The organism is Trujillonella endophytica, from assembly GCF_900110555.1.
Classification (GTDB): Bacteria; Actinomycetota; Actinomycetes; order Mycobacteriales; family Geodermatophilaceae; genus Trujillonella; species Trujillonella endophytica.
Genome location: NZ_FOEE01000004.1, coordinates 235,019 through 253,371 on the forward strand (window position 1 = coordinate 235,019; position 18,353 = coordinate 253,371).

Sequence of the window (18,353 nt, forward strand, 5' to 3'; positions counted from 1 at the left end):
CCGCCGCCGACCTCCCCGTCGGCGGCGTCGCACCAACGATCGAGGAGTCCCCCGCATGAGTGCCGCTGCACTGCGCGCCCGTTACATGGGCGACACGGTCGCCACCGCCTCCCCCCAGCAGCTCCTGGTCATGCTGTACGACCGGCTCGCACTGGACCTGGAGCGCGCGCAGACCGCGCTCGGCGGAGGCGACCACGCCGAGGCCTCCCGCCAGCTGCTGCACGCCCAGGACATCGTCACGGAGCTGCACACCAGCCTCAAGGTGGAGCTCTGGGACGGCGGACCGCGGCTCGCGGCCCTCTACACCTGGCTCGGCACGGAGCTCGTGAACGCCAACATCAAGCGCGACGTCAACCGGGTGGCCTCGTGCCGGCAGGTCGTCGAGCCGCTGCGCGACGCCTGGCGGCAGGCCGCCGCCAGCCTCACGGTGTCCACCGCATGAGCACCGGACGCCCCTCCGCCGAGGGCCGCTCCACCGACTGGGCGACCGTCCTCGAGGAGATGGAGGGCGAGGTCCTCGCCGCCGAGGAGTCGCTGACCGCCGGGCGGACCGAGGACATCGCGGCCTGGGGCCGGCGCACCGCCGACTGGACGCCTCCCCAGCACCTCGGTCAGCTGCCCATGGACCTCCGGGAGCGGGCGGCCCGGCTGCTGCAGCACCAGCTCTCCGTCGCCGAGGAGCTCGCCGAGCGGATCCTGCAGTCCCGCCAGCAGCGCGACCTCGCGGCGCGGATGTCCTACGCCCGCACCCGGCCCGCGGCCGCGTTCGTCGACCGGGCCATGTAGCACCCGCTCCCCCAGATCGCTCCCACGACCGGGTCCGCCTCCACGGCGGGCCCGGTCGTCGGCGTTCCGGAGCATGTCGCGCGCGACGTGCGCCTCCCTCGGACGTCCCAGCGCCCCCACGACACCCGCGGAGCCCGTCCGTGCCGTGCGCCCCGGGCGTCACCCGTGTGGCGGACCGACGGTCAACCCCCGGGCCCGGCCTGCCGATGACCCCGCTGCACGGACAGCACCACTTTCGCCACGGATCGGCGGCCCCCCACTCGCTCGCGAGTGTCGTCTGCGTACCCGGAGGCCCGTCGTGTCCTGCCGTCCTGCCCGCCTGCGCGCTGCCCGTCCGCGCGCTGTCCGTCGGCGCGCTGCCCGATGATCGGCGGCGTCACCTCGTCGGCGCTGCACGCGGCCCTCTCCGGGCTCGCGCAGCGGCAGCGCGTCGCCAACGACAACATCGCGAACGTCAACACCCCGGGCTTCCTCGCCGGCCGCACCGACTTCGAGTCGACGCTGAAGAGCGAGCTCCGCACCGGGAAGACGCCCAGCGTCACCGGGGGCTCCACCGCTCGCTCGCTGGAGCCGACCAACACCAACGGCAACAACGTCAACCTCGACAGCGAGACCGTGATCGCCACCGAGACGGGGCTGCGCTACCAGCTGGCCCTCAACGCGCTCGACGGCAAGTACGGGCTGCTGCGCACCTCCCTCAGGACGCAGTGACGTGTTCGACGCCCTCAACATCTCCGGCACCGGCCTCTACGCGCACCGCAAGTGGCTGGACGCCGTCTCGGACAACATCGCGAACATCAACACGGTCACCTCGACCGACGGCGAGGCGTTCAAGGAGCGGTTCATCGTCGCCCAGGCCGTGGACTACGGCAGCGGCGAAGGCGGCGTGCGGGTGGCCGGCGCCGAGTTCGGCAGCGGCGAGGGCCGGCTGGTCTACGAGCCGACGCACCCGCTGGCCGACGACGAGGGCTACGTCCGCTACCCGGACATCGACCTCGGCGAGCAGATGACCCAGTTGATCATGGCGCAGCGCGGCTACCAGGCCAACATCGCGTCGATCGAGCGAGCGACCACGGCCTACGAGGCCGCGCTCAGGCTCGGAAAGGGCTGACCATGACCTTCCCCATCGGCGGCATCACGATCCCGTCGTTCCCGACGGTGTCGGCCATCGGCTCGACGCCCGACGTCGCGCAGCCGCCCGTCGTCTCGGCCGCGGACAACGGCTTCGCCGACGTCCTCACCGGAGCCATCGAGAACGTGCAGGGCGTGCAGGCCAACGCCGACGCGCTCGCCGTCCAGGCCGCCACCGGCGACCTCAAGGACGTGCACGACTACATGATCGCCGCCCAGGAGGCGTCGCTGACCACCGAGATGTTCGTGACGATCAAGAACAAGGCGGTCGAGGCCTTCACTGAGATCATGAGGATGCCCATCTGATGCCCGCTGCACTCGCCGGCCCCCTGGCGCGGCTGCGCTCCGCGTTCGAGACGATCAGTCTCGGGCAGAAGGTCGTCATCGGCCTGCTCGTCGCCGGGCTCGGGCTCGGCGGGTTCTTCTTCTACAACTGGATCACGACGCCGACGCTGGCGCCGCTGTTCAGCAACCTCGCCTCCTCCGACGCCTCGGCGATCGTCGAGGAGCTCAACGCGGCCGGCACCGACTACGACCTGGCCGACGGCGGAGCGACCATCCTCGTCGCCCAGGACCAGGTGTACGACCTGCGCCTGGCGATGAGCGGCAAGGGCCTGCCCGCGGGCTCGGACACCGGCTACGCGCTGCTCGACGAGCAGGGGATCACCACCAGCGAGTTCCAGCAGCAGAAGCAGTACCAGCGCGCCATCGAGGGCGAGCTCGCCAACACCCTGGAGGCCCTGGAGGGCGTCCGGCAGGCCGTCGTGCACGTGGCCCTGCCCGAGGACGAGGTCTTCGCCACCGACGAGGCCGACCCCACCGCGTCGGTCCTGCTGGACCTGGCGCCGGGCACCCAGCTGTCGGGCGAGCAGGTCCAGTCGGTCACCAACCTGGTGTCCTCGAGCATCGAGGGGATGTCCCCCGAGCAGGTCACGGTCAGCGACACCTCCGGCCAGCTGCTCTCGGCGGCCGGCCAGGGCGTCACCGCGGCCGCCGGCGACGCCCGCTCGCAGATGGAGACCGACTACGAGAACCGCCTGGCGGCCAACGCCCAGGTGATCCTCGACCGGGTGCTCGGCCCCGGCCACTCCGAGGTGTCCGTCCGCGCCGACCTCGACATGTCGCAGCGCGACAGCACCTCGACCACGCACTCCTACACCGAGGGCACTCCCCCGATCTCGGAGCAGAACACCAGCGAGGAGTACACCGGCTCGGGCGCGGCGGTCGGCGGTGTCCTCGGCCCGGAGAACGCCGCGGACGCCGGCACCGGGGACGGTGACTCCACGTACACCACCGAGTCCAACACCTCGAACAACGCCGTCGACCAGACCGTGGAGAACGTGGTCAGCGCTCCGGGCGCCATCAACCGGCTCACCGTCGCCGTCGTCCTCGACGACACCGTGGCCGGCAACATGAACCAGGCCCAGGTGCAGCAGCTGATCGGCAACGCCGTCGGCCTGGACGCCGCCCGGGGGGACGCCATCTCCGTCGCCTCCCTCGCGTTCAACAACGACGCCGCCGAGCGCGCCGCCGCGGAGATGGCGGCCGCCCGCGAGGACGAGAAGAACGCCCAGATGTGGTCGCTGATCAAGACCGGCGCCATCGCCCTGGGCATCGGCCTGCTCGTGCTGATCGTGTGGCTGCGCAGCCGCCGCCGCCGGGACGACGAGGACGACGAGCCGTTCGAGTTCGACGACGACGTGATGGCCGAGCTCGAGCGTCTCCGGGTGGCGAGCACCCGCGAGGAGACCCAGCTCCTCGACCGGGCCACCGACAGCCGCGCGCTGGAGCTGGAGGCCGCCGAGCGGGCCCGGGTCCGGGGCGAGATCTCCACCATGGTCAGCGAGCGTCCCGACGAGGTCGCGGCCATGCTGCGCGGCTGGCTGAGCGAGGTGCCGACGCGATGAGGCGAGCAGCCATGCGTCGCGTCGGGCGCGAGCCCGCCGATAGAGAAGGAACAGAGCGGCGCAGCCGCACGAGCCCCGCACCGGAGGTGTCCCGATGAGCATCGCCAGTGTCGAGCAACTGGTCGGCGCCGCGCCCGCCAACCTCCCCGCACTGCCCGCCGCCAAGCGCCCGGAGATGCCCGGGCTGCGCAAGGCCGCGGTCTTCCTCGCGCAGATGTCCAAGGACGAGGCCGGCGTCCTGCTGGGCAAGCTCCGGCCGCGCGAGGTCGAGGCGCTGACCCGGGAGCTGATGAAGCTCAACACGGTCGAGCCCGACGACGTGGACGGCGTCCTCACCGAGTTCCACGAGATGATGGCCGCGCAGCGCTTCGTCGGCCGCGGTGGCGTCGACTTCGCCCGCGAGATCCTCGCCGCCGGCCTGGGCGAGGACAAGGCCGAGGGCATCCTCGCCCGGCTCAACGTCGTCTACACCGAGGTGCCGTTCGCCTCGCTGCGCAACGTCGACGTCCGGCAGCTGGTCACCTTCCTCAAGGACGAGCACCCGCAGGTCATCGCCCTCGTGCTGGCCCACCTCACCCCGGCCCAGTCGGCCGAGGTGCTCTCGGGCTTCGCGCCCGACCAGCAGGCCGCGGTCGCCCACCGGATCGCCACGATGGACCGCACTACTCCCGAGATGGTGCGGCTGGTCGAGGAGGAGCTGGGCCGGCGGATGGGCTCGCTGCTGGCCCATCAGGACATGTCCACCGTCGGTGGCGTGGAGACCCTGGTCGAGATCATCAACCGCTCCCCGCGGCCCACCGAGCGCTCGATCCTGGAGTGGCTGGACGCCACCGACCCGGAGCTGGCCGAGCAGGTGCGCGCGCAGATGTTCGTCTTCGAGGACATCGTCACCATCGACGACCGGTCCCTGCAGCTGGTGCTGCGCGAGGTGGAGGCCAACGACCTCGCCACCGCGCTCAAGGGCGTGCGGCCGGACGTCCGCGACAAGGTCGTCCGGAACCTCTCCGAGCGCGCCGCCGAGAACCTCGCCGAGGAGATCGAGCTGCTCGGCCCGGTGCGCACCCGCACGGTCGAGGAGGCCCAGGCCAAGGTCGTGGGCATCATCCGGACGCTCGAGGAGCAGGGCGCGCTGACGATCACGAGGGGCGCCGACGATGAGTTCGTCGCGTGACGACGGGTCGGGCAGCACCTCGGTGCTGCTGAGGGGCGCCTCGGCGCGGGCCGCGACGCCGTACCGGCAGGCGGACGGCGTGGCCCTCGCCCCGCCGGTGCAGGCCCGGCCGCGGGTGGCCGAGCCGCTCCCCGAGCCCGAGGTGGTCGAGCGGCGCACCACCGTCCGCCGCGCCGCCGACGTCCCGGTGCCCAACGGCCGGGGCGTGCTCCGGCTGGGCGACGTCTACGCCGAGGAGCTGGCCCGGCTCCGCGCCCACGCGCACCGGGAGGGGTACGCCGCCGGCCACGCCGAGGGTGTGGCGGCCGCGGCCGGAGCGGTCGCCGACGCCGAGCAGGCCGCCCAGGCGCGGCTCGTCGACGCCCAGAACCGCTGGGAGCGCCGGCTGGTGTCGGCGACCGCGGCCCTGGGCGCGGCCGTCGCGCAGCTGGAGCAGGCGGCCGTGCCGGTCGCCGACGAGCTCCGCGAGGAGGTGCTGCAGTCGGTGCTCGTGCTCGTGGAGGACCTGCTCGGGCGCGAGCTCGCCACGGTCGACACGGCCGGCGTCGACGCGCTGCGCCGCACGATGACGCTGCTGCCCACCGATGCGCCCAGCACCGTCCGGCTGCACCCCGACGACCTCGCCGAGGTGCCGGCGGATGCGCTGGCCGCGCTGCCCGCCTCCGTCACCGTGGTCGGCGACCTGTCGGTCGAGCGCGCCGGAGCCGTCGCCGAGTGCGGCGTGCAGCGGATCGACGCCCGGCTGAGCACGGCCCTGGCCCGGGTGCGGGAGGTGCTGCGCGCGTGACGCTCGCCCCGGCGCTCGCTCGCGCCCGGCTCGCCGCCCGCCCGCTGCTCACCGGCTCGGTCGTCGGCGCGATGGGCCTGACCCTCACGGTCGAGGGCGTCCCCGCCGCGGTCGGCGACCTGGTCGAGGTGAACCCCGGCCCGCGCGGGCTGCTGGCCGAGGTGGTGGCCGTCGGCCGGGACCGGCTGACCTGCATGCCGCTCGGCGAGCTCGGCGGCGTCCAGTCAGGCGCCCCCGTGCGCACCACCGGCATGCCGCTGCAGGTGCCGGTGGGCCCGGCCCTGCTGGGCCGCGTGCTCGACGGGCTGGGCCGACCCATCGACGGCGGCCCCTCCCTGGGCGGCGGCGTGTCGTGGGTGGATCTGGCCAGCGAGACCCCGCACGCCCTGTCGCGCCGCCGGGTCGACGAGGCGCTCCCCGTCGGGGTGCGCGCCCTGGACACCCTGGTGCCGGTCGGCAAGGGGCAGCGGCTGGGCATCTTCGCCGGCTCCGGGGTGGGCAAGTCGACGCTGCTGGCGCAGATCACCCGCGGCACCCAGGCCGACGTCCGGGTCATCGCGCTGATCGGCGAGCGAGGCCGTGAGGTCAAGGAGTTCCTCGAGGAGAACCTCGGGGCCGAGGGGCTGGCGCGCACCGTCGTCGTCGTCGCCACCTCCGACGAGCCGCCGCTGGTGCGGCTCAAGGCCGCCTTCGTGGCCACCCGCATCGCCGAGGGCTTCCGCGACCAGGGCCGCGACGTGCTGCTGCTCATGGACTCGATCACCCGCACCGCGATGGCCCAGCGCGAGGTGGGGCTGTCGGCCGGGGAGCCTCCGGCGACCCGCGGCTACCCGCCGAGCGTGTTCGCGATGATGCCCAGGCTGCTGGAGAAGGCCGGTCCCGGCGCCGTCGGGTCGATCACCGGGCTCTACACCGTGCTGGTGGAGGGCGACGACCACAACGAGCCGATCGCCGACACCGCCCGCTCGATCCTCGACGGGCACGTGGTGCTGACCCGCAAGCTGGCCACCACGGGCCACTTCCCGGCCATCGACGTGCTCGAGTCGATCTCCCGCGTCGCCGGCGCGGTGGTGCCGGCGGCGCAGATGACCGACGCACGCGAGGCCCGCCGCCTGCTCGGCGCGCTGCGCGACGTCAAGGAGCTCATCGAGATCGGCGCCTACCAGTCCGGCAGCGACCCCCTGGTCGACCGCGCGCGGACGCTGTCCCCCGCGCTCGACGCCTTCCTGCGCCAGTCGATGGACGACACCACCAGCACCGCCGAGGCGTGGGACCGCCTGCACCGCATCGTGACCTCCTGATGGGGCGTGCCTGATGGGCAAGCGGCAGGCCTTCCGGCTCGCGCCGGTGCTCCGGGTCCGCCAGGCGGCCGAGCGGGCCGCCTCCCTGGCCCACGTCGAGGCCCAGGGCGCCGCCCGCGCGGCCGAGCGCCGCGCCGAGGAGATGGCCGAGGCGCTGCCCACCCGCGCGGTGACCGGATCGCACTCCGCGCAGAGCTTCTTCGCCGCGATGGTCGCATCACGGGCCGCGGCTGCCGATGTAGCTGCTGCGAGGTCGACGGCGCAGGCCTCGGCCGAGCACGCCGAGCTCCTGCGGTCGCGGTGGACCGCCGCCGCGCAGGAGACCAAGGCCCTGGAGAAGCTGCGCGACCGGCACGAGCTGGCCCTGCGGCACGCCGAGGACGCCGCGGAGACCCGGGCGGTCGACGACCTGGTCACCGGCCGCCACACCCGCACCACCGGAGAGGGAGAGGAGGAGTCGTGGAGGGCATGACCGCGGTCCAGGGCCGCATCGCCGAGATCCAGAACCGGATCCTGATGCTGTCGGCCAACCGGACCTCCTCCACCTCCGCCGCCTGGTCCGGCGCGGCCGCGGCGGCCGGGCTGACCGGCACCGCCGCGGCCGGGACGAGCACCTCCCTCGGCGCGGGCGACGGGTCCGCCGGCGCCGCCGTCGTGGCGGCCGCCAGCAAGTACCTCGGCGTCCCATACGCCTGGGGCGGCACCGACCCGGCATCCGGGCTGGACTGCTCCGGGCTGGTGCAGCGGGTCTACAAGGACCTCGGCATCGACCTGCCGCGCACGTCGGCCCAGCAGGCCACCTCCGGCACCCCGGTGGCGAGCCTCGCCGAGGCCCGGCCCGGCGACCTCGTCTTCTTCGACAACTCCTCCTCGCGGGCCGGCATCGACCACGTCGGCATCTACATCGGCGACGGCAAGATGATCGCCGCGCCGCAGGCCGGCGACGTGGTCAAGGTCCAGTCCGTCGGCAATCCGGACCTCATCCGGCGCGTGCTGCCCGACACCCCCGCGGCCTCCGGCGCCCCGGCGACCGCCGCCGCGGCCCGGGGCAGCGGCCTCGCGGGTGTCCCCTACTCCGACCTCTTCGCCGCCGCCGGCGCCAAGCACGGCATCGAGCCGGGGCTGCTGGCCGCGGTCGCGAAGACCGAGTCGAACTTCAGCTCCTCCGCGGTCTCCGCCGCCGGCGCCACCGGCCTCATGCAGTTCATGCCGGCGACCGCCCGCGGCCTGGGCATCGACCCGGCCGACCCGGCGTCGGCCATCGACGGCGCCGCCCGCTACCTGCGCCAGCTCACCGACCAGTTCGGCTCGACCAGCCTCGCCTTGGCCGCCTACAACGCCGGGCCGGGAACGGTCTCGCGCTACGGCGGCGTCCCTCCCTACGGGGAGACCCAGTCCTTCGTGACCAAGGTGCTCACCGCCGCGGAGGCGTATTCATGACAGCCCCAGCCCTGCCCGCCCTCCTGCCGATCGCGCCGGCGGCGACCGCCCCCGCCGCGGCGGCCCGGCCGTCGTCGGGCTTCGCCACCGCGCTCGACAGCGCCCGGAACGACGCCCTCGACAGCGACGCCGGCACCCCGGAGCCGGGCGCGCAGGCGTCGGCGCCCGAGGACGACGCCGCGGCCGCGGCGCCCGCCGAGGGCGCATCCACCCCCGCCGAGGAGACGCCCGCCGCCGTGCAGGTGCTCGACCCGGCCGCCTGGGTGTTCGCCATGGCCGTCGCCGCGGCGGCCCCCTCCGCGCCCGCGGTCGCCGGTGTGCCGGGAGCGGCGGCCGCCGATCAGGTCGGCGCCGTCGCCGCCACCGTGCCCGCCGCACCCGCCGTGCCCGCCACGGGCGCGCCCGTCGACGGCGTCCCGGCACCGCCGGTCCTGCCCGGCGTTCCCGGCACCGCCCCGGCGACCACTCCCGCGACCCCCGCGCTCCCCCTCGGCGTCGCCGCTCCGGGCGCCGACGCGGTGCCCGTGCCCGCACCGGCCCCCGCCGGGGCGCCGACGGCCCCCGTCCCCGCCGTTCCGCCGGTCGTGGGCGCGGGCGTGCCGGCGGCCGTCGATCCGGCCGCAGCGCTGCCGGCCGGGGTCGTGGTGGTCGCCGCCGCCGACCGGGCGCCGGCCACGGACGCCGCCGCACCTGCTGCCACCGACCTCTCCCTCGCGCCCCTCGCGGCCGGCCAGGAGCAGGCCGCGGCCGGGCAGGAGCAGACCGGCGCCGACCCGCAGTCCTCCGGGGACCGGCCCGCGGCCTCGCTGGCGCCGGTCACCGCCCAGGCGGCCCCGGCGACGGCGACCACGAGCACGGCCCCGACCACCGGCGCCACCGCCCCGGCGCCGCCGGCCCCGCCCGTCGCGGCCCAGGTCGCGCCCGTGGTGGCCCAGCTCGCCACCGGCCCGAACGGCAGCTCCACGATGACGCTGGTCCTCACGCCGGAGACCCTCGGCGCCGTCGAGGTCCGCGTCACCGTGACCAACGGCGCCGTCGACCTGACGCTGCGGCACGCCACCGAGGCCGGCCGCGCCGCGCTGCTGGACGCCCTGCCCGACCTCCGGCGCGACCTGGAGGCCTCGGGACTGACCTGCTCGAAGCTCGACGTGGACCGCGACAGCGGCAACCCGTGGACCTCGCAGCAGCAGAACGCCGAGCAGTGGGCCGCCGCCCGCGAGGCCGGTCCCGGCCGCGGCCGCCCCTGGCTGCAGACCCCCGAACCCGACGGCGCCTCCCCGGCACCCGTCGTCCACCCCGCGTCATCCGGACTCGACGTCCGGGTCTGAGAGAGGAGACCCCCGATGACCGCACCCGTGGGCGGCACGGTCGCGAGCGCCGCCACGAGCAGCGCCGCGACCACGGTGGACCGCAAGGACCAGAACAGCAAGGACATGTTCCTGCAGCTGCTCGTGGCCCAGATGCGCTACCAGGACCCGAGCAACCCTGCGAGCACCACCGAGTTCATGTCGCAGACCGCGACCTTCACCCAGGTGGAGAAGCTCCAGGAGCTCGCCACCCAGAGCGCCGAGATGCTGTCGCTGCAGCGGTCCCTGTCGGCCGGGGCCCTGGTCGGCCACGACGTCAGCTGGACCGACGAGAGCGGCGCGACCCGGACCGGGACCGTCAGCTCGGTCCGCTTCTTCGCCGGCGAGCCCGTCGCGGTCGTCGGCGACACCGAGGTGCCCTTCGGGCGCCTGAGCGAGATCTCCGCCTCGTCGGACTAGCGCCTCCCCCCGCCTCTCCCATCCGCCACTGAAGGGAACCCCCCGTGCTGCGCTCCATGTACTCGGCCATCGCCGGCCTCAAGGCCCACCAGGTCAAGCTCGACGTCACCGGCAACAACATCGCCAACGTGAACACGGTCGGCTTCAAGAGCAGCCAGGCCACGTTCGAGGACACGCTGTCCCAGCTCATGCGCAACGGCTCCGCGCCGACCGGCGACGCCGGTGGCACCAACCCCGCGCAGGTCGGTCTCGGCGTCAAGGTCGCCGGCATCACGACGAACTTCGCCCAGGGCACCCAGCAGTCCACCGGCCGGGCCACCGACTTCATGATCAGCGGTGACGGGTTCTTCGTGACCAAGGTCGGCAACGAGCAGCTGTACACCCGCGCCGGGTCCTTCGACTACGACGGCTCGGGCAAGATCGTCACGCCGGACGGCGCAGTCCTCCAGGGCTGGATGGCCGGCGCCACCGGCGTCGACACCAACGGGCCCATCGGCGACCTCACCGTGCCCTTCGGCTCGGCCATGACGCCCACCGCCACCACGACCGGCGCGGTCACGGGCAACCTCGCCAGCGACGCCGCCACCGGCGCCGAGTTCCAGACCCAGCTGCAGATGTACGACTCGCTGGGCGCCGCGCACCAGATCAGCTTCACCTTCACCAAGCTCGCGGCCGCCAACGAGTGGTCGGTGGTGGGCCGCGACGAGAACGGCGCCGTCGTGACCCCGGACGGCGACGCGGTGGCCGCCGGCAACCAGCCCGTGACGCTCACCTTCGACCCCGTCAGCGGCAAGCTGCCCCTGGCCGCCCAGACGATGACCCTCACCCCGTCGGCCGCAATGGCCGCCAGCTGGCCCGGGACGGTCTCGTTCAGCATGGCCGACCTGGCCCAGTTCGGTGGCAAGACGTCGCTGGCTCCCACGAACGTCGACGGCAACGCGATGGGCACCCTTCAGTCGATCGCGCTCAGCGGCGACGGCACGATCATGGGCGTCTACTCCAACAACAAGCGCGAGCCGATCGGCAAGCTCGCCATGGCCTCCTTCGCCAACCCCTCGGGCCTGGCGAAGGCCGGAAACAGCTCCTACCGCGTCGCCGACAACTCGGGGCAGCCCGCCATCGGCGAGGCCAACGCCGGGGGCCGCGGCTCGCTGGTGGCCGGCGCGCTGGAGATGTCCAACGTCGACCTCGCCGAGGAGTTCACCGGCCTGATCGTCGCCCAGCGCGGGTTCCAGGCCAACAGCCGCGTGATCACCAGCAGCGACGAGGTCCTGCAGGACCTCGTCAACCTCAAGCGCTGAGCACCGGCCCGGCCCACCCGTCGGTGGGCCGGGCCGATCTCACCCCCAGGGGTGGGGCCGCCACAGCGCATTCGGCTCAAGAGGTTCCTGACCTGCGCCGATGACAAGTACAGCCGCCCGGACGCCGCAGCGGCTGCTTCCCCCTTCGAACGAGCAAGAGGTCAGACCCGTGATCCGAGTGACGCGCCTGAACGGGGAACAGTTCGCGCTCAACCCCGATCTGATCGAGCGGGTCGAGGGCCATCCCGACACCGTCGTCTTCCTGGTCGACGGCACCAAGTACGTCGTCCGCGAGAGCGTCGAGGAGGTGCTCGCCGGCATCCGCGAGTACCGCGCCAGCATCCTCGCCACCGCCTACGAGATGGACCGCGGCACCTACCGCCCGGTCACCCCCGGCGCCACGCAGGCCACGGCGGACGACGCCGAGGGCTCGGTCCTGCCCTTCCCGGCCCGCGAGGAGCGCTGACCCATGGACCCCGCATCCCTGATCGGCATCGTCCTCTCGCTCGTCGCCCTCCTGGCCTTCATGGTCATGGAGGGCGCCGATCCGATGAGCCTGCTCTTCCTGCCGGCCATCATCCTGGTCATCGTCGCGACGTTCGGCGCCGCCATGACCGGTCAGACGATGGACGACCTGAAGAAGATGCCCGGCTGGTTCAAGATGGCCGTCCTGCCGGCCAAGGTGCCGCCGGCCAGCGACCAGATCCAGACCCTGGTCGGCCTCGCCGAGAAGGCCCGCAAGGAGGGCCTGCTCGCGCTCGAGGCCCAGGTGAAGCTGATCGACGACCCGTTCCTCAAGCGCGGTCTGCAGATGGGCATCGACGGCACCGACCCCGAGCAGCTGCGCGACGTCCTCGAGGCCGAGATCGCCGCCAAGAAGACCGAGGACAAGGTCGCCGCGAAGTTCATGACCACGATGGGCGGCTACGCGCCGACCATCGGCATCGTCGGCTGCATCGTCGGCCTGATGAACGTCATGGGCAGCCTCAGCAACCCCGAGGCCCTGGGCCCGATGATCGCCGCGGCGTTCGTCGCCACCTTGTGGGGCGTCATGGCCGCCAACTTCTGGTTCCTGCCGATGGGCGCCAAGATCCTGCGCGTCAGCGAGCTGCAGGCCGCCCAGATGGAGCTCCTCGTCGAGGGCATCGCCGAGATCCAGGCCGGCACGAGCCCGCGTGCCGTCCGGCTCAAGCTCAACTCCCTCATCCCGCCCAGTGAGGTCGCCAAGGAGGCCGCGTGAGCGGCAGCCACGGCGGCCGGCGGCGGAAGAAGCACCCGGAGCACGAGGAGCACGAGAACCACGAGCGCTGGCTCGTCTCCTACGCCGACATGATGACGCTGCTGCTCGTCCTCTTCGTCGTCCTCTTCGCGATGAGCCAGGTGGACAAGGACAAGTTCGCGGCCCTGGCCAGCGGCCTGTCCGAGGCCTTCGGGGCGCCGGTCCAGGCGATCACCGGTCCGGGCACCAGCGCCGACGCCTCGATCCTGCCCGCCCTCGACGCCGCGGTCGACATCCAGATCCCGGCCGCGCCCAGCGCGCAGGAGTCGATCGACTCCTCGGTCGCCGAGCAGACCGCCGCCGAGGCGCAGGCCCAGTTCGACTCGCTCGACGGGGTGCGCGAGCAGATCGACGCCGCGCTCACCGCCGCCGGTTACGCCGGGGCGGCGCGGTACGAGATCGACGAGCGCGGGCTGGTCGTGCACATCGTCTCCGACCCGGTGCTGTTCGACGCCGAGAGCGCCGTCCTGCTCCCGCAGGGCCGGGCCATCCTCGAGGCGATCGCGCCGGCCGTGGCCACGCTCCCCAACCAGCTCGACATCGAGGGTCACGCGAACCACCTGGCGGTGACGCCTGGCGGCCCGTGGCCGTCGAACTGGGAGCTGTCGGGGGCGCGCGCCTCCACCGTCGTCCGCTACCTGGCCGGCACCGGCGTGCCCGAGACCCGCATGGCGGCGACCGGCTACTCCTCGACCCGGCCGATGGTCCCCGAGTCCGACGACGGCGCCATCACCCTCAACCGCCGCGTGGACATCGTCGTCCTCTCCACGGCCTCCGCCGAGGCCAACGAACTGCTGCCCGGCCTCCAGGCCGGCGCATCCACCACCCCCGCCGAGGGAGGCAACCCGTGAGCAAGAAGAAGACCGACGAGACCGAGACCCCCGAGGGCGAGGCCAAGGGCGGCAAGAAGAAGCTGCTCGTGATCGTCGCCGTCGCCCTCGTGGCCCTCGGCGCCGGCGCCTACTTCATGTTCTTCGCCGGTGGGGACGACGGCGAGCCCGTGGCCGGCGAGGTCCTGCCGCTGGAGTCCATCGCCGTGAACCTCGCCGGGGGCGGCTACCTGAAGATCGGCATCGCCCTCCAGCTGACCGAGGAGGCCGCGAGCGGCGGCCACGGCGGCGGCGGGGTCGACGGCTCCAAGGCCCTCGACCTGGTCATCTCGACCTTCTCGCAGGCCCAGCCGACGGACGTGACCGGCGCCCGGGACGCGCTGAAGGAGTCCCTGCGGCAGCAGATCATCGACGCCTACACCGACCACGAGGAGGGGACGCAGATGGTCATGGACGTCTACCTCACGGAGTACGTGACCCAGTAGCCCGGCTCCTCGGGAAGCCCATGCTCCCCGTGCGTCACATCCTCCCCGGCTGACCGGCGGCGTCCCGCGCCGCCGGTCAGTTCGCGTCCGGGGCCCGCCGATGAGGGAGGGGTGACCCGCCCCGAGAACGGACCCGTCCCCGGGGGTGCCGGGACGCCGGCCGCCGGTGGCCGCCGGCGTGGCGCGCCCCGCACGTACGACTTCCGTCGCCCCACCAAGCTGTCCCGCGAGCACGTGCGCGTGCTGCAGATCGCGCAGGAGGCCTTCGCCCGCCAGGCGACGACGGTGCTGACGACGCTGCTGCGCACCGGTGCCCGGATGGAACTGCTGAGCATCGAGCAGCAGTCCTACGACGACTACGTCGCATCGCTGCCCAACCCCTACTTCCTGACGACGTTCACGCTGGAGCCGCTGAACGGCAAGGGCCTGCTGGCCTATCCGCTGGACATCGCGATGGCCACCGTCGACCACATGCTCGGGGGGTCGGGGAGCTCCGACCAGCCGGACCGTCCGATGACGGCGATGGAGGTCACCATCACCGGGCAGCTGCTCAGCCGGCTGCTCGAGGAGTTCGCCGCCGCGTTCGCGCACATCACCGAGCTCCAGCCCGTCCGCGACGGGCTCGAGTACAACCCCGCCCTGGCCCAGGCCGCCGCGGGCTCGGACACGGTGATGGTCGCCAGCTTCGAGCTCTCCGTCGGCGACCGCGACGGCCAGGCGACCCTGGTCCTGCCGTTCTCCTCGTTCGCCACCTCGCTGAACAACGCCACCTCGCCGCACCTGTCCGAGGCCGCCCAGCGCAAGCGCCAGCGGGCCGCCGAGCTCGTGGCCACCCGGCTGGAGCTGGTGCCGGTCGACGTGAGCATCCGGTTCAGCCCGCTGGAGGTCTCCTCCAGCGACCTGCTCTCCCTGGCCGTCGGTGACGTGCTGCTGCTGCGCCATCCGCGCGACAGCCCGCTCGAGGTCACCACCAACGACGTGACGTTCGCCTACGCGATCGCCAGCAACCACCGCCGCCGTCTCGCTGCCGCCATCGTCCCCACCCCGTACGCCGCGAAGGACTCCGCATGACCGCCTCGCTCGACACCGTCCAGGCCTCCGAGACGATCGCCGCCGTCGTGGTGGCAGCCGCCTCCGCCGCGGCCGCGCTGGTCCCCTCGACCGTCGACCTGGTCGCCGGCGACGCGGTCACCGACCCCGACGCGGTGACCCTGCCGCCCACGGCCGCCGCGGCCGTGACGGCCCGGCTGACCGGCGAGGTCAGCGGCGACGTCGTCCTGATCCTGTCGGCGGAGGTCGTCGAGGCGCTGGACAACTCCCCCGTCGGCCCCATGGACGTCGCGACCGCGCTGCGGCCGGCGCTCGAGGCCGCGGCGTCGGCGCTGGGCCGGGTGCGGGTGGACTCCGAGCGCACCGAGGACCCGGTGACCGCCCTCGACGGCCTGCGCGACAAGGGCATGTACGTCGCCGTACCGCTGCTGGGCGCCGCCGAGGACGGCACCGAGGAGCACGTGGCCACCCTCGCGCTGCAGGTCACCCTCCCCCAGCCCCAGCGCACGCAGCGCGGCAGCCTCGAGCTGCTGCGGCACGTGGCCATGGAGGTCACCGTCGAGATCGGCCGCACCCGGATGACCGTCGGCGAGCTGCTCTCCCTGCACCCGGGCGAGGTGGTCGAGCTGGACCGCGCGGCCAGCGCGCCGGCCGACCTGCTGGTCAACGGCACCCTCATCGCTCGCGGCGAGGTCGTCGTCGTCGACGAGGACTTCGGGCTGCGGATCAGCGAGATCGTCAGCGACGCCGCCGAGCTCGGGGGCATGGCCCCATGACCTGGATGCTGATCCGGCTGGTGCTCTCGCTGGCCTTCGTCGGCGGCGTGCTGTGGTTCGCCGCCCGCATCGCCCGCAAGCGCGGCATGGGCCAGGCCAACGGCCTGGTCGAGGTCGTCGCCGCGCAGCGGCTGGGCCGGGCCAGCACGGTCAGCGTCATCCGGATCGCCGACCGCGTGCTGGTGGTGGGGGCGACCGAGCAGACGGTCACCCTGCTGGCCGAGATGGACGGCGAGATGGTCGAGGCCACCCTGGCCGACCGCGAGCTCGCCGCCATGACCGGCTCCGCGCCCGCCGGCGGCGGCGTCCCCGGCGCCCTCTCCCCCCGCCGCGCCCCCGGCGGCGCCCTGGCCGGGTCGGTCTTCGACCGCGGCAGCTGGGGCGGCTTCGTCCAGCAGATGCGCGAGCGGACGGTCCGGCGCTGATGACCTCCCCCCGCCCCGTGCTCGCGCGGACGACGTCGCCGGCGCTGCGCCGCACCGTCGTCCTGCTGCTGGCGCTGCTCGCCGGCGCGGTGGTGGCCGTCCTCCTGGCCGGCCCCGCCTCCGCGGCACCGACCGAGCCGACCGCCCCGACGGCGCCGACCGCGCCCGTCGCGCCGGCCGTCGACGGCGGCGTGGACATCTCCGTCGGCGGCGGCAGCGCGAGCACCTCGGTCACGCTGATCCTCGCGATCACGGTCCTGTCGGTGGCGCCGTCGGTGCTGCTGCTGGCCACCTCGTTCACCAAGATCGCCGTGGTCCTGTCGCTGACCCGCAACGCGCTGGGCCTGCAGTCCTCCCCGCCGAACTCGGTGCTCACCGGCATCGCCCTGTTCCTCACGCTGTTCGTGATGGGGCCGGTCTTCTCGGAGATCAACGAGGTCGCCGTCCAGCCGTACCTGGACGGCGGGATGTCGATCTCGCAGGCCTACGACGTCGGCGTCGTCCCGCTCAAGGAGTTCCTGCTCGACAACACCCGGGACGACGAGCTGGAGCTCATGGTCGGGCTGTCGGGCGAGGAGCAGCCCGAGGACCGCGAGGCGGTGAGCATGACGACGCTCATCCCGGCCTTCGTGCTCTCCGAGCTCAAGAGCGCCTTCATCATCGGGCTGGTCATCTTCATCCCGTTCCTGGTGCTGGACATGCTCGTCAGCTCCGCGCTCATGGCGATGGGCATGATGATGGTGCCGCCGTCGATCGTGTCGCTGCCGTTCAAGCTGCTGCTCTTCGTGGTGGTGGACGGCTGGGCGTTGATCACGACGTCGCTGGTCGGGAGCTACACGTGAGCGACGCCGACGTCACCCAGATCGCCATCCAGACGATGATGGTGGCGGCCAAGGTCGCCGCCCCCATCCTGCTCACCGCGCTGCTGGTCGGGTTCCTGATCTCGCTGTTCCAGGCGGCCACGCAGATCCAGGAAGCGACCCTGTCCTTCGTGCCGAAGATGATCGCCGTCGCGATCGCGCTGCTGGTCACGGGCAACTGGGTGCTGTCGGAGCTGGTCAGCTTCACGCACACCCTGTTCGACACCCTCCCGCGGCTCCTCGGGCGGACCTGACCGCCATGGACCTCGAGGTCCCGGCGGCCACCCTGGTGGCGCTGCTGCTGGCCACGGCGCGGGCGACCGGCTTCGTGCTGCTCGCCCCGCCGTTCAACACCCGCGCCATCCCGGCGCCGGTCAAGGGCGCCCTGGCGCTGGCGCTGTCGGTCGCCCTGTTCACCCGGATCGCCCCGGACCTGCCGGAGCCGACCGCCGGCTTCCTCATCGTCGCCGCGGTCACCGAGGTGGTGATCGGTGCGGGCCTCGGCTTCGTCGTCCAGGTGTTCTTCGCCGCCGTCCAGTTCGCCGGCGACCTCATCGACGTGTCCGGCGGCTTCACCCTGCAGCCGGCCTACGACCCGCTGTCGATGAACACCAGCGGCTCGATCAGCCGGTTGCACTACCTGCTGGCGACGACCCTGCTGTTCACCAGCGGCGGGCACCTGATGATCGTCCGCGGCTTCGCCACCTCCTACGAGGGGCTGCCGGTCGGCGGCGGGGTACCCACCGACCACCTCGCCGAGGTGCTGATCACCGCGTTCTCGATGATGTTCCTCGCGGCGCTGCAGATCGCCGGCCCGATGGTCGCGGTGCTGCTGCTGGCCGACGTCGCCCTCGCGCTGCTCTCCCGCGCGGCGCCGGCGCTGAACATCTTCGCGATCGGCTTCCCGGTGAAGATCATGCTCACCCTCGCGCTGCTGGGCCTGACCTTCCCGCTGCTGCCCCCGGCCCTCGACGCGCTGCTCGAGCAGGCCACCCGCGCCGTCGTCTCGCTGCGGAGCGGCTGATGGCTCCCGCGCGCCGGCCGGCCGCCCCCGGATC

General features: G+C 73.4%; 24 protein-coding genes. All 24 read left to right on the plus strand.

Annotated elements, in window-relative coordinates:
- Positions 1-55 precede the first annotated feature (55 nt).
- The 24 genes from fliS (at position 56) to fliR (ending at position 18,319) form a co-directional block, all read left to right on the plus strand.
- Positions 56-442: a flagellar export chaperone FliS gene (gene fliS, locus BMY88_RS08530; RefSeq protein ID WP_091942121.1), complete on the plus strand. Its 387-nt coding sequence runs from the start codon at positions 56-58 to the stop codon at positions 440-442.
- Positions 439-786 carry a hypothetical protein gene (locus tag BMY88_RS08535; protein ID WP_091942124.1) on the plus strand — a complete coding sequence of 116 codons (348 nt, stop codon included), beginning with the start codon at positions 439-441 and terminating at the stop codon, positions 784-786. The genes fliS and BMY88_RS08535 overlap by 4 nt, the downstream gene beginning before the upstream one ends.
- A gap of 363 nt (positions 787-1,149) precedes the next feature.
- Positions 1,150-1,497, plus strand: a complete 348-nt coding sequence (gene flgB / locus BMY88_RS08540) for a flagellar basal body rod protein FlgB (RefSeq protein ID WP_091942126.1) — start codon at positions 1,150-1,152, stop codon at positions 1,495-1,497.
- A 1-nt stretch (position 1,498) separates the two neighbouring features.
- Positions 1,499-1,897 (plus strand): flagellar basal body rod protein FlgC, encoded by a 399-nt coding sequence (flgC, locus tag BMY88_RS08545; protein WP_091942129.1) that lies wholly within the window; start codon positions 1,499-1,501, stop codon positions 1,895-1,897.
- 2 nt (positions 1,898-1,899) lie between these two features.
- Entirely contained in the window at positions 1,900-2,223 is a 324-nt protein-coding gene (fliE, locus tag BMY88_RS08550) for a flagellar hook-basal body complex protein FliE (RefSeq protein ID WP_091942131.1), read from the plus strand.
- Positions 2,223-3,824 carry a flagellar basal-body MS-ring/collar protein FliF gene (fliF, locus tag BMY88_RS08555; protein WP_091942133.1) on the plus strand — a complete coding sequence of 534 codons (1,602 nt, stop codon included), beginning with the start codon at positions 2,223-2,225 and terminating at the stop codon, positions 3,822-3,824. Before fliE ends, fliF begins: the two co-directional genes overlap by 1 nt.
- A 94-nt stretch (positions 3,825-3,918) precedes the next feature.
- Positions 3,919-4,995 carry a flagellar motor switch protein FliG gene (fliG, locus tag BMY88_RS08560; protein WP_091942135.1) on the plus strand — a complete coding sequence of 359 codons (1,077 nt, stop codon included), beginning with the start codon at positions 3,919-3,921 and terminating at the stop codon, positions 4,993-4,995.
- The gene (locus BMY88_RS08565; protein WP_091942137.1) at positions 4,979-5,782 is read left to right on the plus strand and encodes a FliH/SctL family protein; all 804 of its coding nucleotides are present in this window, start codon (positions 4,979-4,981) and stop codon (positions 5,780-5,782) included. Before fliG ends, BMY88_RS08565 begins: the two co-directional genes overlap by 17 nt.
- The gene (locus tag BMY88_RS08570) at positions 5,779-7,083 is read left to right on the plus strand and encodes a FliI/YscN family ATPase (RefSeq protein ID WP_244524541.1); all 1,305 of its coding nucleotides are present in this window, start codon (positions 5,779-5,781) and stop codon (positions 7,081-7,083) included. Before BMY88_RS08565 ends, BMY88_RS08570 begins: the two co-directional genes overlap by 4 nt.
- Before the next feature lie 13 nt (positions 7,084-7,096).
- Positions 7,097-7,555 (plus strand): flagellar FliJ family protein, encoded by a 459-nt coding sequence (locus tag BMY88_RS08575; protein ID WP_091942139.1) that lies wholly within the window; start codon positions 7,097-7,099, stop codon positions 7,553-7,555.
- Positions 7,552-8,523, plus strand: coding sequence for an NlpC/P60 family protein (locus BMY88_RS08580; protein ID WP_170861018.1), 972 nt, complete (start codon positions 7,552-7,554; stop codon positions 8,521-8,523). Before BMY88_RS08575 ends, BMY88_RS08580 begins: the two co-directional genes overlap by 4 nt.
- Complete coding sequence (locus BMY88_RS08585; RefSeq protein ID WP_091942143.1) at positions 8,520-9,851, plus strand: flagellar hook-length control protein FliK; 1,332 nt, start codon at positions 8,520-8,522, stop codon at positions 9,849-9,851. The genes BMY88_RS08580 and BMY88_RS08585 overlap by 4 nt, the downstream gene beginning before the upstream one ends.
- Positions 9,852-9,866: 15 nt before the next feature.
- A complete protein-coding gene (locus BMY88_RS08590) occupies positions 9,867-10,289 on the plus strand; it encodes a flagellar hook assembly protein FlgD (protein ID WP_091942145.1) in 423 nt (140 codons plus the stop codon).
- 44 nt (positions 10,290-10,333) lie between these two features.
- Positions 10,334-11,590 (plus strand): flagellar hook protein FlgE, encoded by a 1,257-nt coding sequence (locus BMY88_RS08595; protein ID WP_091942147.1) that lies wholly within the window; start codon positions 10,334-10,336, stop codon positions 11,588-11,590.
- Between the two features lie 169 nt (positions 11,591-11,759).
- Positions 11,760-12,056: a flagellar FlbD family protein gene (locus tag BMY88_RS08600; protein WP_091942149.1), complete on the plus strand. Its 297-nt coding sequence runs from the start codon at positions 11,760-11,762 to the stop codon at positions 12,054-12,056.
- A 3-nt stretch (positions 12,057-12,059) separates the two neighbouring features.
- Complete coding sequence (locus BMY88_RS08605) at positions 12,060-12,830, plus strand: motility protein A (RefSeq protein ID WP_091942151.1); 771 nt, start codon at positions 12,060-12,062, stop codon at positions 12,828-12,830.
- Positions 12,827-13,720 carry an OmpA/MotB family protein gene (locus BMY88_RS08610; RefSeq protein ID WP_091942153.1) on the plus strand — a complete coding sequence of 298 codons (894 nt, stop codon included), beginning with the start codon at positions 12,827-12,829 and terminating at the stop codon, positions 13,718-13,720. Before BMY88_RS08605 ends, BMY88_RS08610 begins: the two co-directional genes overlap by 4 nt.
- Positions 13,717-14,184, plus strand: a complete 468-nt coding sequence (locus BMY88_RS08615) for a flagellar basal body-associated FliL family protein (RefSeq protein WP_091942154.1) — start codon at positions 13,717-13,719, stop codon at positions 14,182-14,184. Before BMY88_RS08610 ends, BMY88_RS08615 begins: the two co-directional genes overlap by 4 nt.
- A gap of 111 nt (positions 14,185-14,295) precedes the next feature.
- Positions 14,296-15,255 carry a flagellar motor switch protein FliM gene (locus BMY88_RS08620; protein WP_091942156.1) on the plus strand — a complete coding sequence of 320 codons (960 nt, stop codon included), beginning with the start codon at positions 14,296-14,298 and terminating at the stop codon, positions 15,253-15,255.
- A complete protein-coding gene (fliN, locus tag BMY88_RS08625) occupies positions 15,252-16,010 on the plus strand; it encodes a flagellar motor switch protein FliN (RefSeq protein ID WP_091942158.1) in 759 nt (252 codons plus the stop codon). Before BMY88_RS08620 ends, fliN begins: the two co-directional genes overlap by 4 nt.
- Positions 16,007-16,435, plus strand: a complete 429-nt coding sequence (locus tag BMY88_RS08630) for a FliO/MopB family protein (protein WP_091942160.1) — start codon at positions 16,007-16,009, stop codon at positions 16,433-16,435. The genes fliN and BMY88_RS08630 overlap by 4 nt, the downstream gene beginning before the upstream one ends.
- Complete coding sequence (fliP, locus tag BMY88_RS08635) at positions 16,435-17,277, plus strand: flagellar type III secretion system pore protein FliP (RefSeq protein WP_091942162.1); 843 nt, start codon at positions 16,435-16,437, stop codon at positions 17,275-17,277. The genes BMY88_RS08630 and fliP overlap by 1 nt, the downstream gene beginning before the upstream one ends.
- The gene (gene fliQ / locus BMY88_RS08640) at positions 17,274-17,549 is read left to right on the plus strand and encodes a flagellar biosynthesis protein FliQ (protein ID WP_091942164.1); all 276 of its coding nucleotides are present in this window, start codon (positions 17,274-17,276) and stop codon (positions 17,547-17,549) included. The genes fliP and fliQ overlap by 4 nt, the downstream gene beginning before the upstream one ends.
- A gap of 5 nt (positions 17,550-17,554) precedes the next feature.
- Positions 17,555-18,319 (plus strand): flagellar biosynthetic protein FliR, encoded by a 765-nt coding sequence (fliR, locus tag BMY88_RS08645; RefSeq protein WP_091942166.1) that lies wholly within the window; start codon positions 17,555-17,557, stop codon positions 18,317-18,319.
- Positions 18,320-18,353: the final 34 nt, after the last annotated feature.

Excerpts from the sequence above, each read along its gene's own strand:
- BMY88_RS08605 (WP_091942151.1), top strand. The coding sequence starts at position 12,060 with ATGGACCCCGCATCCCTGATCGGCATCGTCCTCTCGCTCGTCGCCCTC.
- fliG (WP_091942135.1), top strand. The coding sequence starts at position 3,919 with ATGAGCATCGCCAGTGTCGAGCAACTGGTCGGCGCCGCGCCCGCCAAC.
- BMY88_RS08535 (WP_091942124.1), top strand. The coding sequence starts at position 439 with ATGAGCACCGGACGCCCCTCCGCCGAGGGCCGCTCCACCGACTGGGCG.
- BMY88_RS08585 (WP_091942143.1), top strand. The coding sequence starts at position 8,520 with ATGACAGCCCCAGCCCTGCCCGCCCTCCTGCCGATCGCGCCGGCGGCG.
- fliP (WP_091942162.1), top strand. The coding sequence starts at position 16,435 with ATGACCTCCCCCCGCCCCGTGCTCGCGCGGACGACGTCGCCGGCGCTG.
- BMY88_RS08630 (WP_091942160.1), top strand. The coding sequence starts at position 16,007 with ATGACCTGGATGCTGATCCGGCTGGTGCTCTCGCTGGCCTTCGTCGGC.
- BMY88_RS08565 (WP_091942137.1), top strand. The coding sequence starts at position 4,979 with ATGAGTTCGTCGCGTGACGACGGGTCGGGCAGCACCTCGGTGCTGCTG.
- BMY88_RS08580 (WP_170861018.1), top strand. The coding sequence starts at position 7,552 with ATGACCGCGGTCCAGGGCCGCATCGCCGAGATCCAGAACCGGATCCTG.
- fliS (WP_091942121.1), top strand. The coding sequence starts at position 56 with ATGAGTGCCGCTGCACTGCGCGCCCGTTACATGGGCGACACGGTCGCC.
- fliN (WP_091942158.1), top strand. The coding sequence starts at position 15,252 with ATGACCGCCTCGCTCGACACCGTCCAGGCCTCCGAGACGATCGCCGCC.
- BMY88_RS08590 (WP_091942145.1), top strand. The coding sequence starts at position 9,867 with ATGACCGCACCCGTGGGCGGCACGGTCGCGAGCGCCGCCACGAGCAGC.
- BMY88_RS08575 (WP_091942139.1), top strand. The coding sequence starts at position 7,097 with ATGGGCAAGCGGCAGGCCTTCCGGCTCGCGCCGGTGCTCCGGGTCCGC.
- fliR (WP_091942166.1), top strand. The coding sequence starts at position 17,555 with ATGGACCTCGAGGTCCCGGCGGCCACCCTGGTGGCGCTGCTGCTGGCC.
- flgB (WP_091942126.1), top strand. The coding sequence starts at position 1,150 with ATGATCGGCGGCGTCACCTCGTCGGCGCTGCACGCGGCCCTCTCCGGG.
- fliF (WP_091942133.1), top strand. The coding sequence starts at position 2,223 with ATGCCCGCTGCACTCGCCGGCCCCCTGGCGCGGCTGCGCTCCGCGTTC.
- fliE (WP_091942131.1), top strand. The coding sequence starts at position 1,900 with ATGACCTTCCCCATCGGCGGCATCACGATCCCGTCGTTCCCGACGGTG.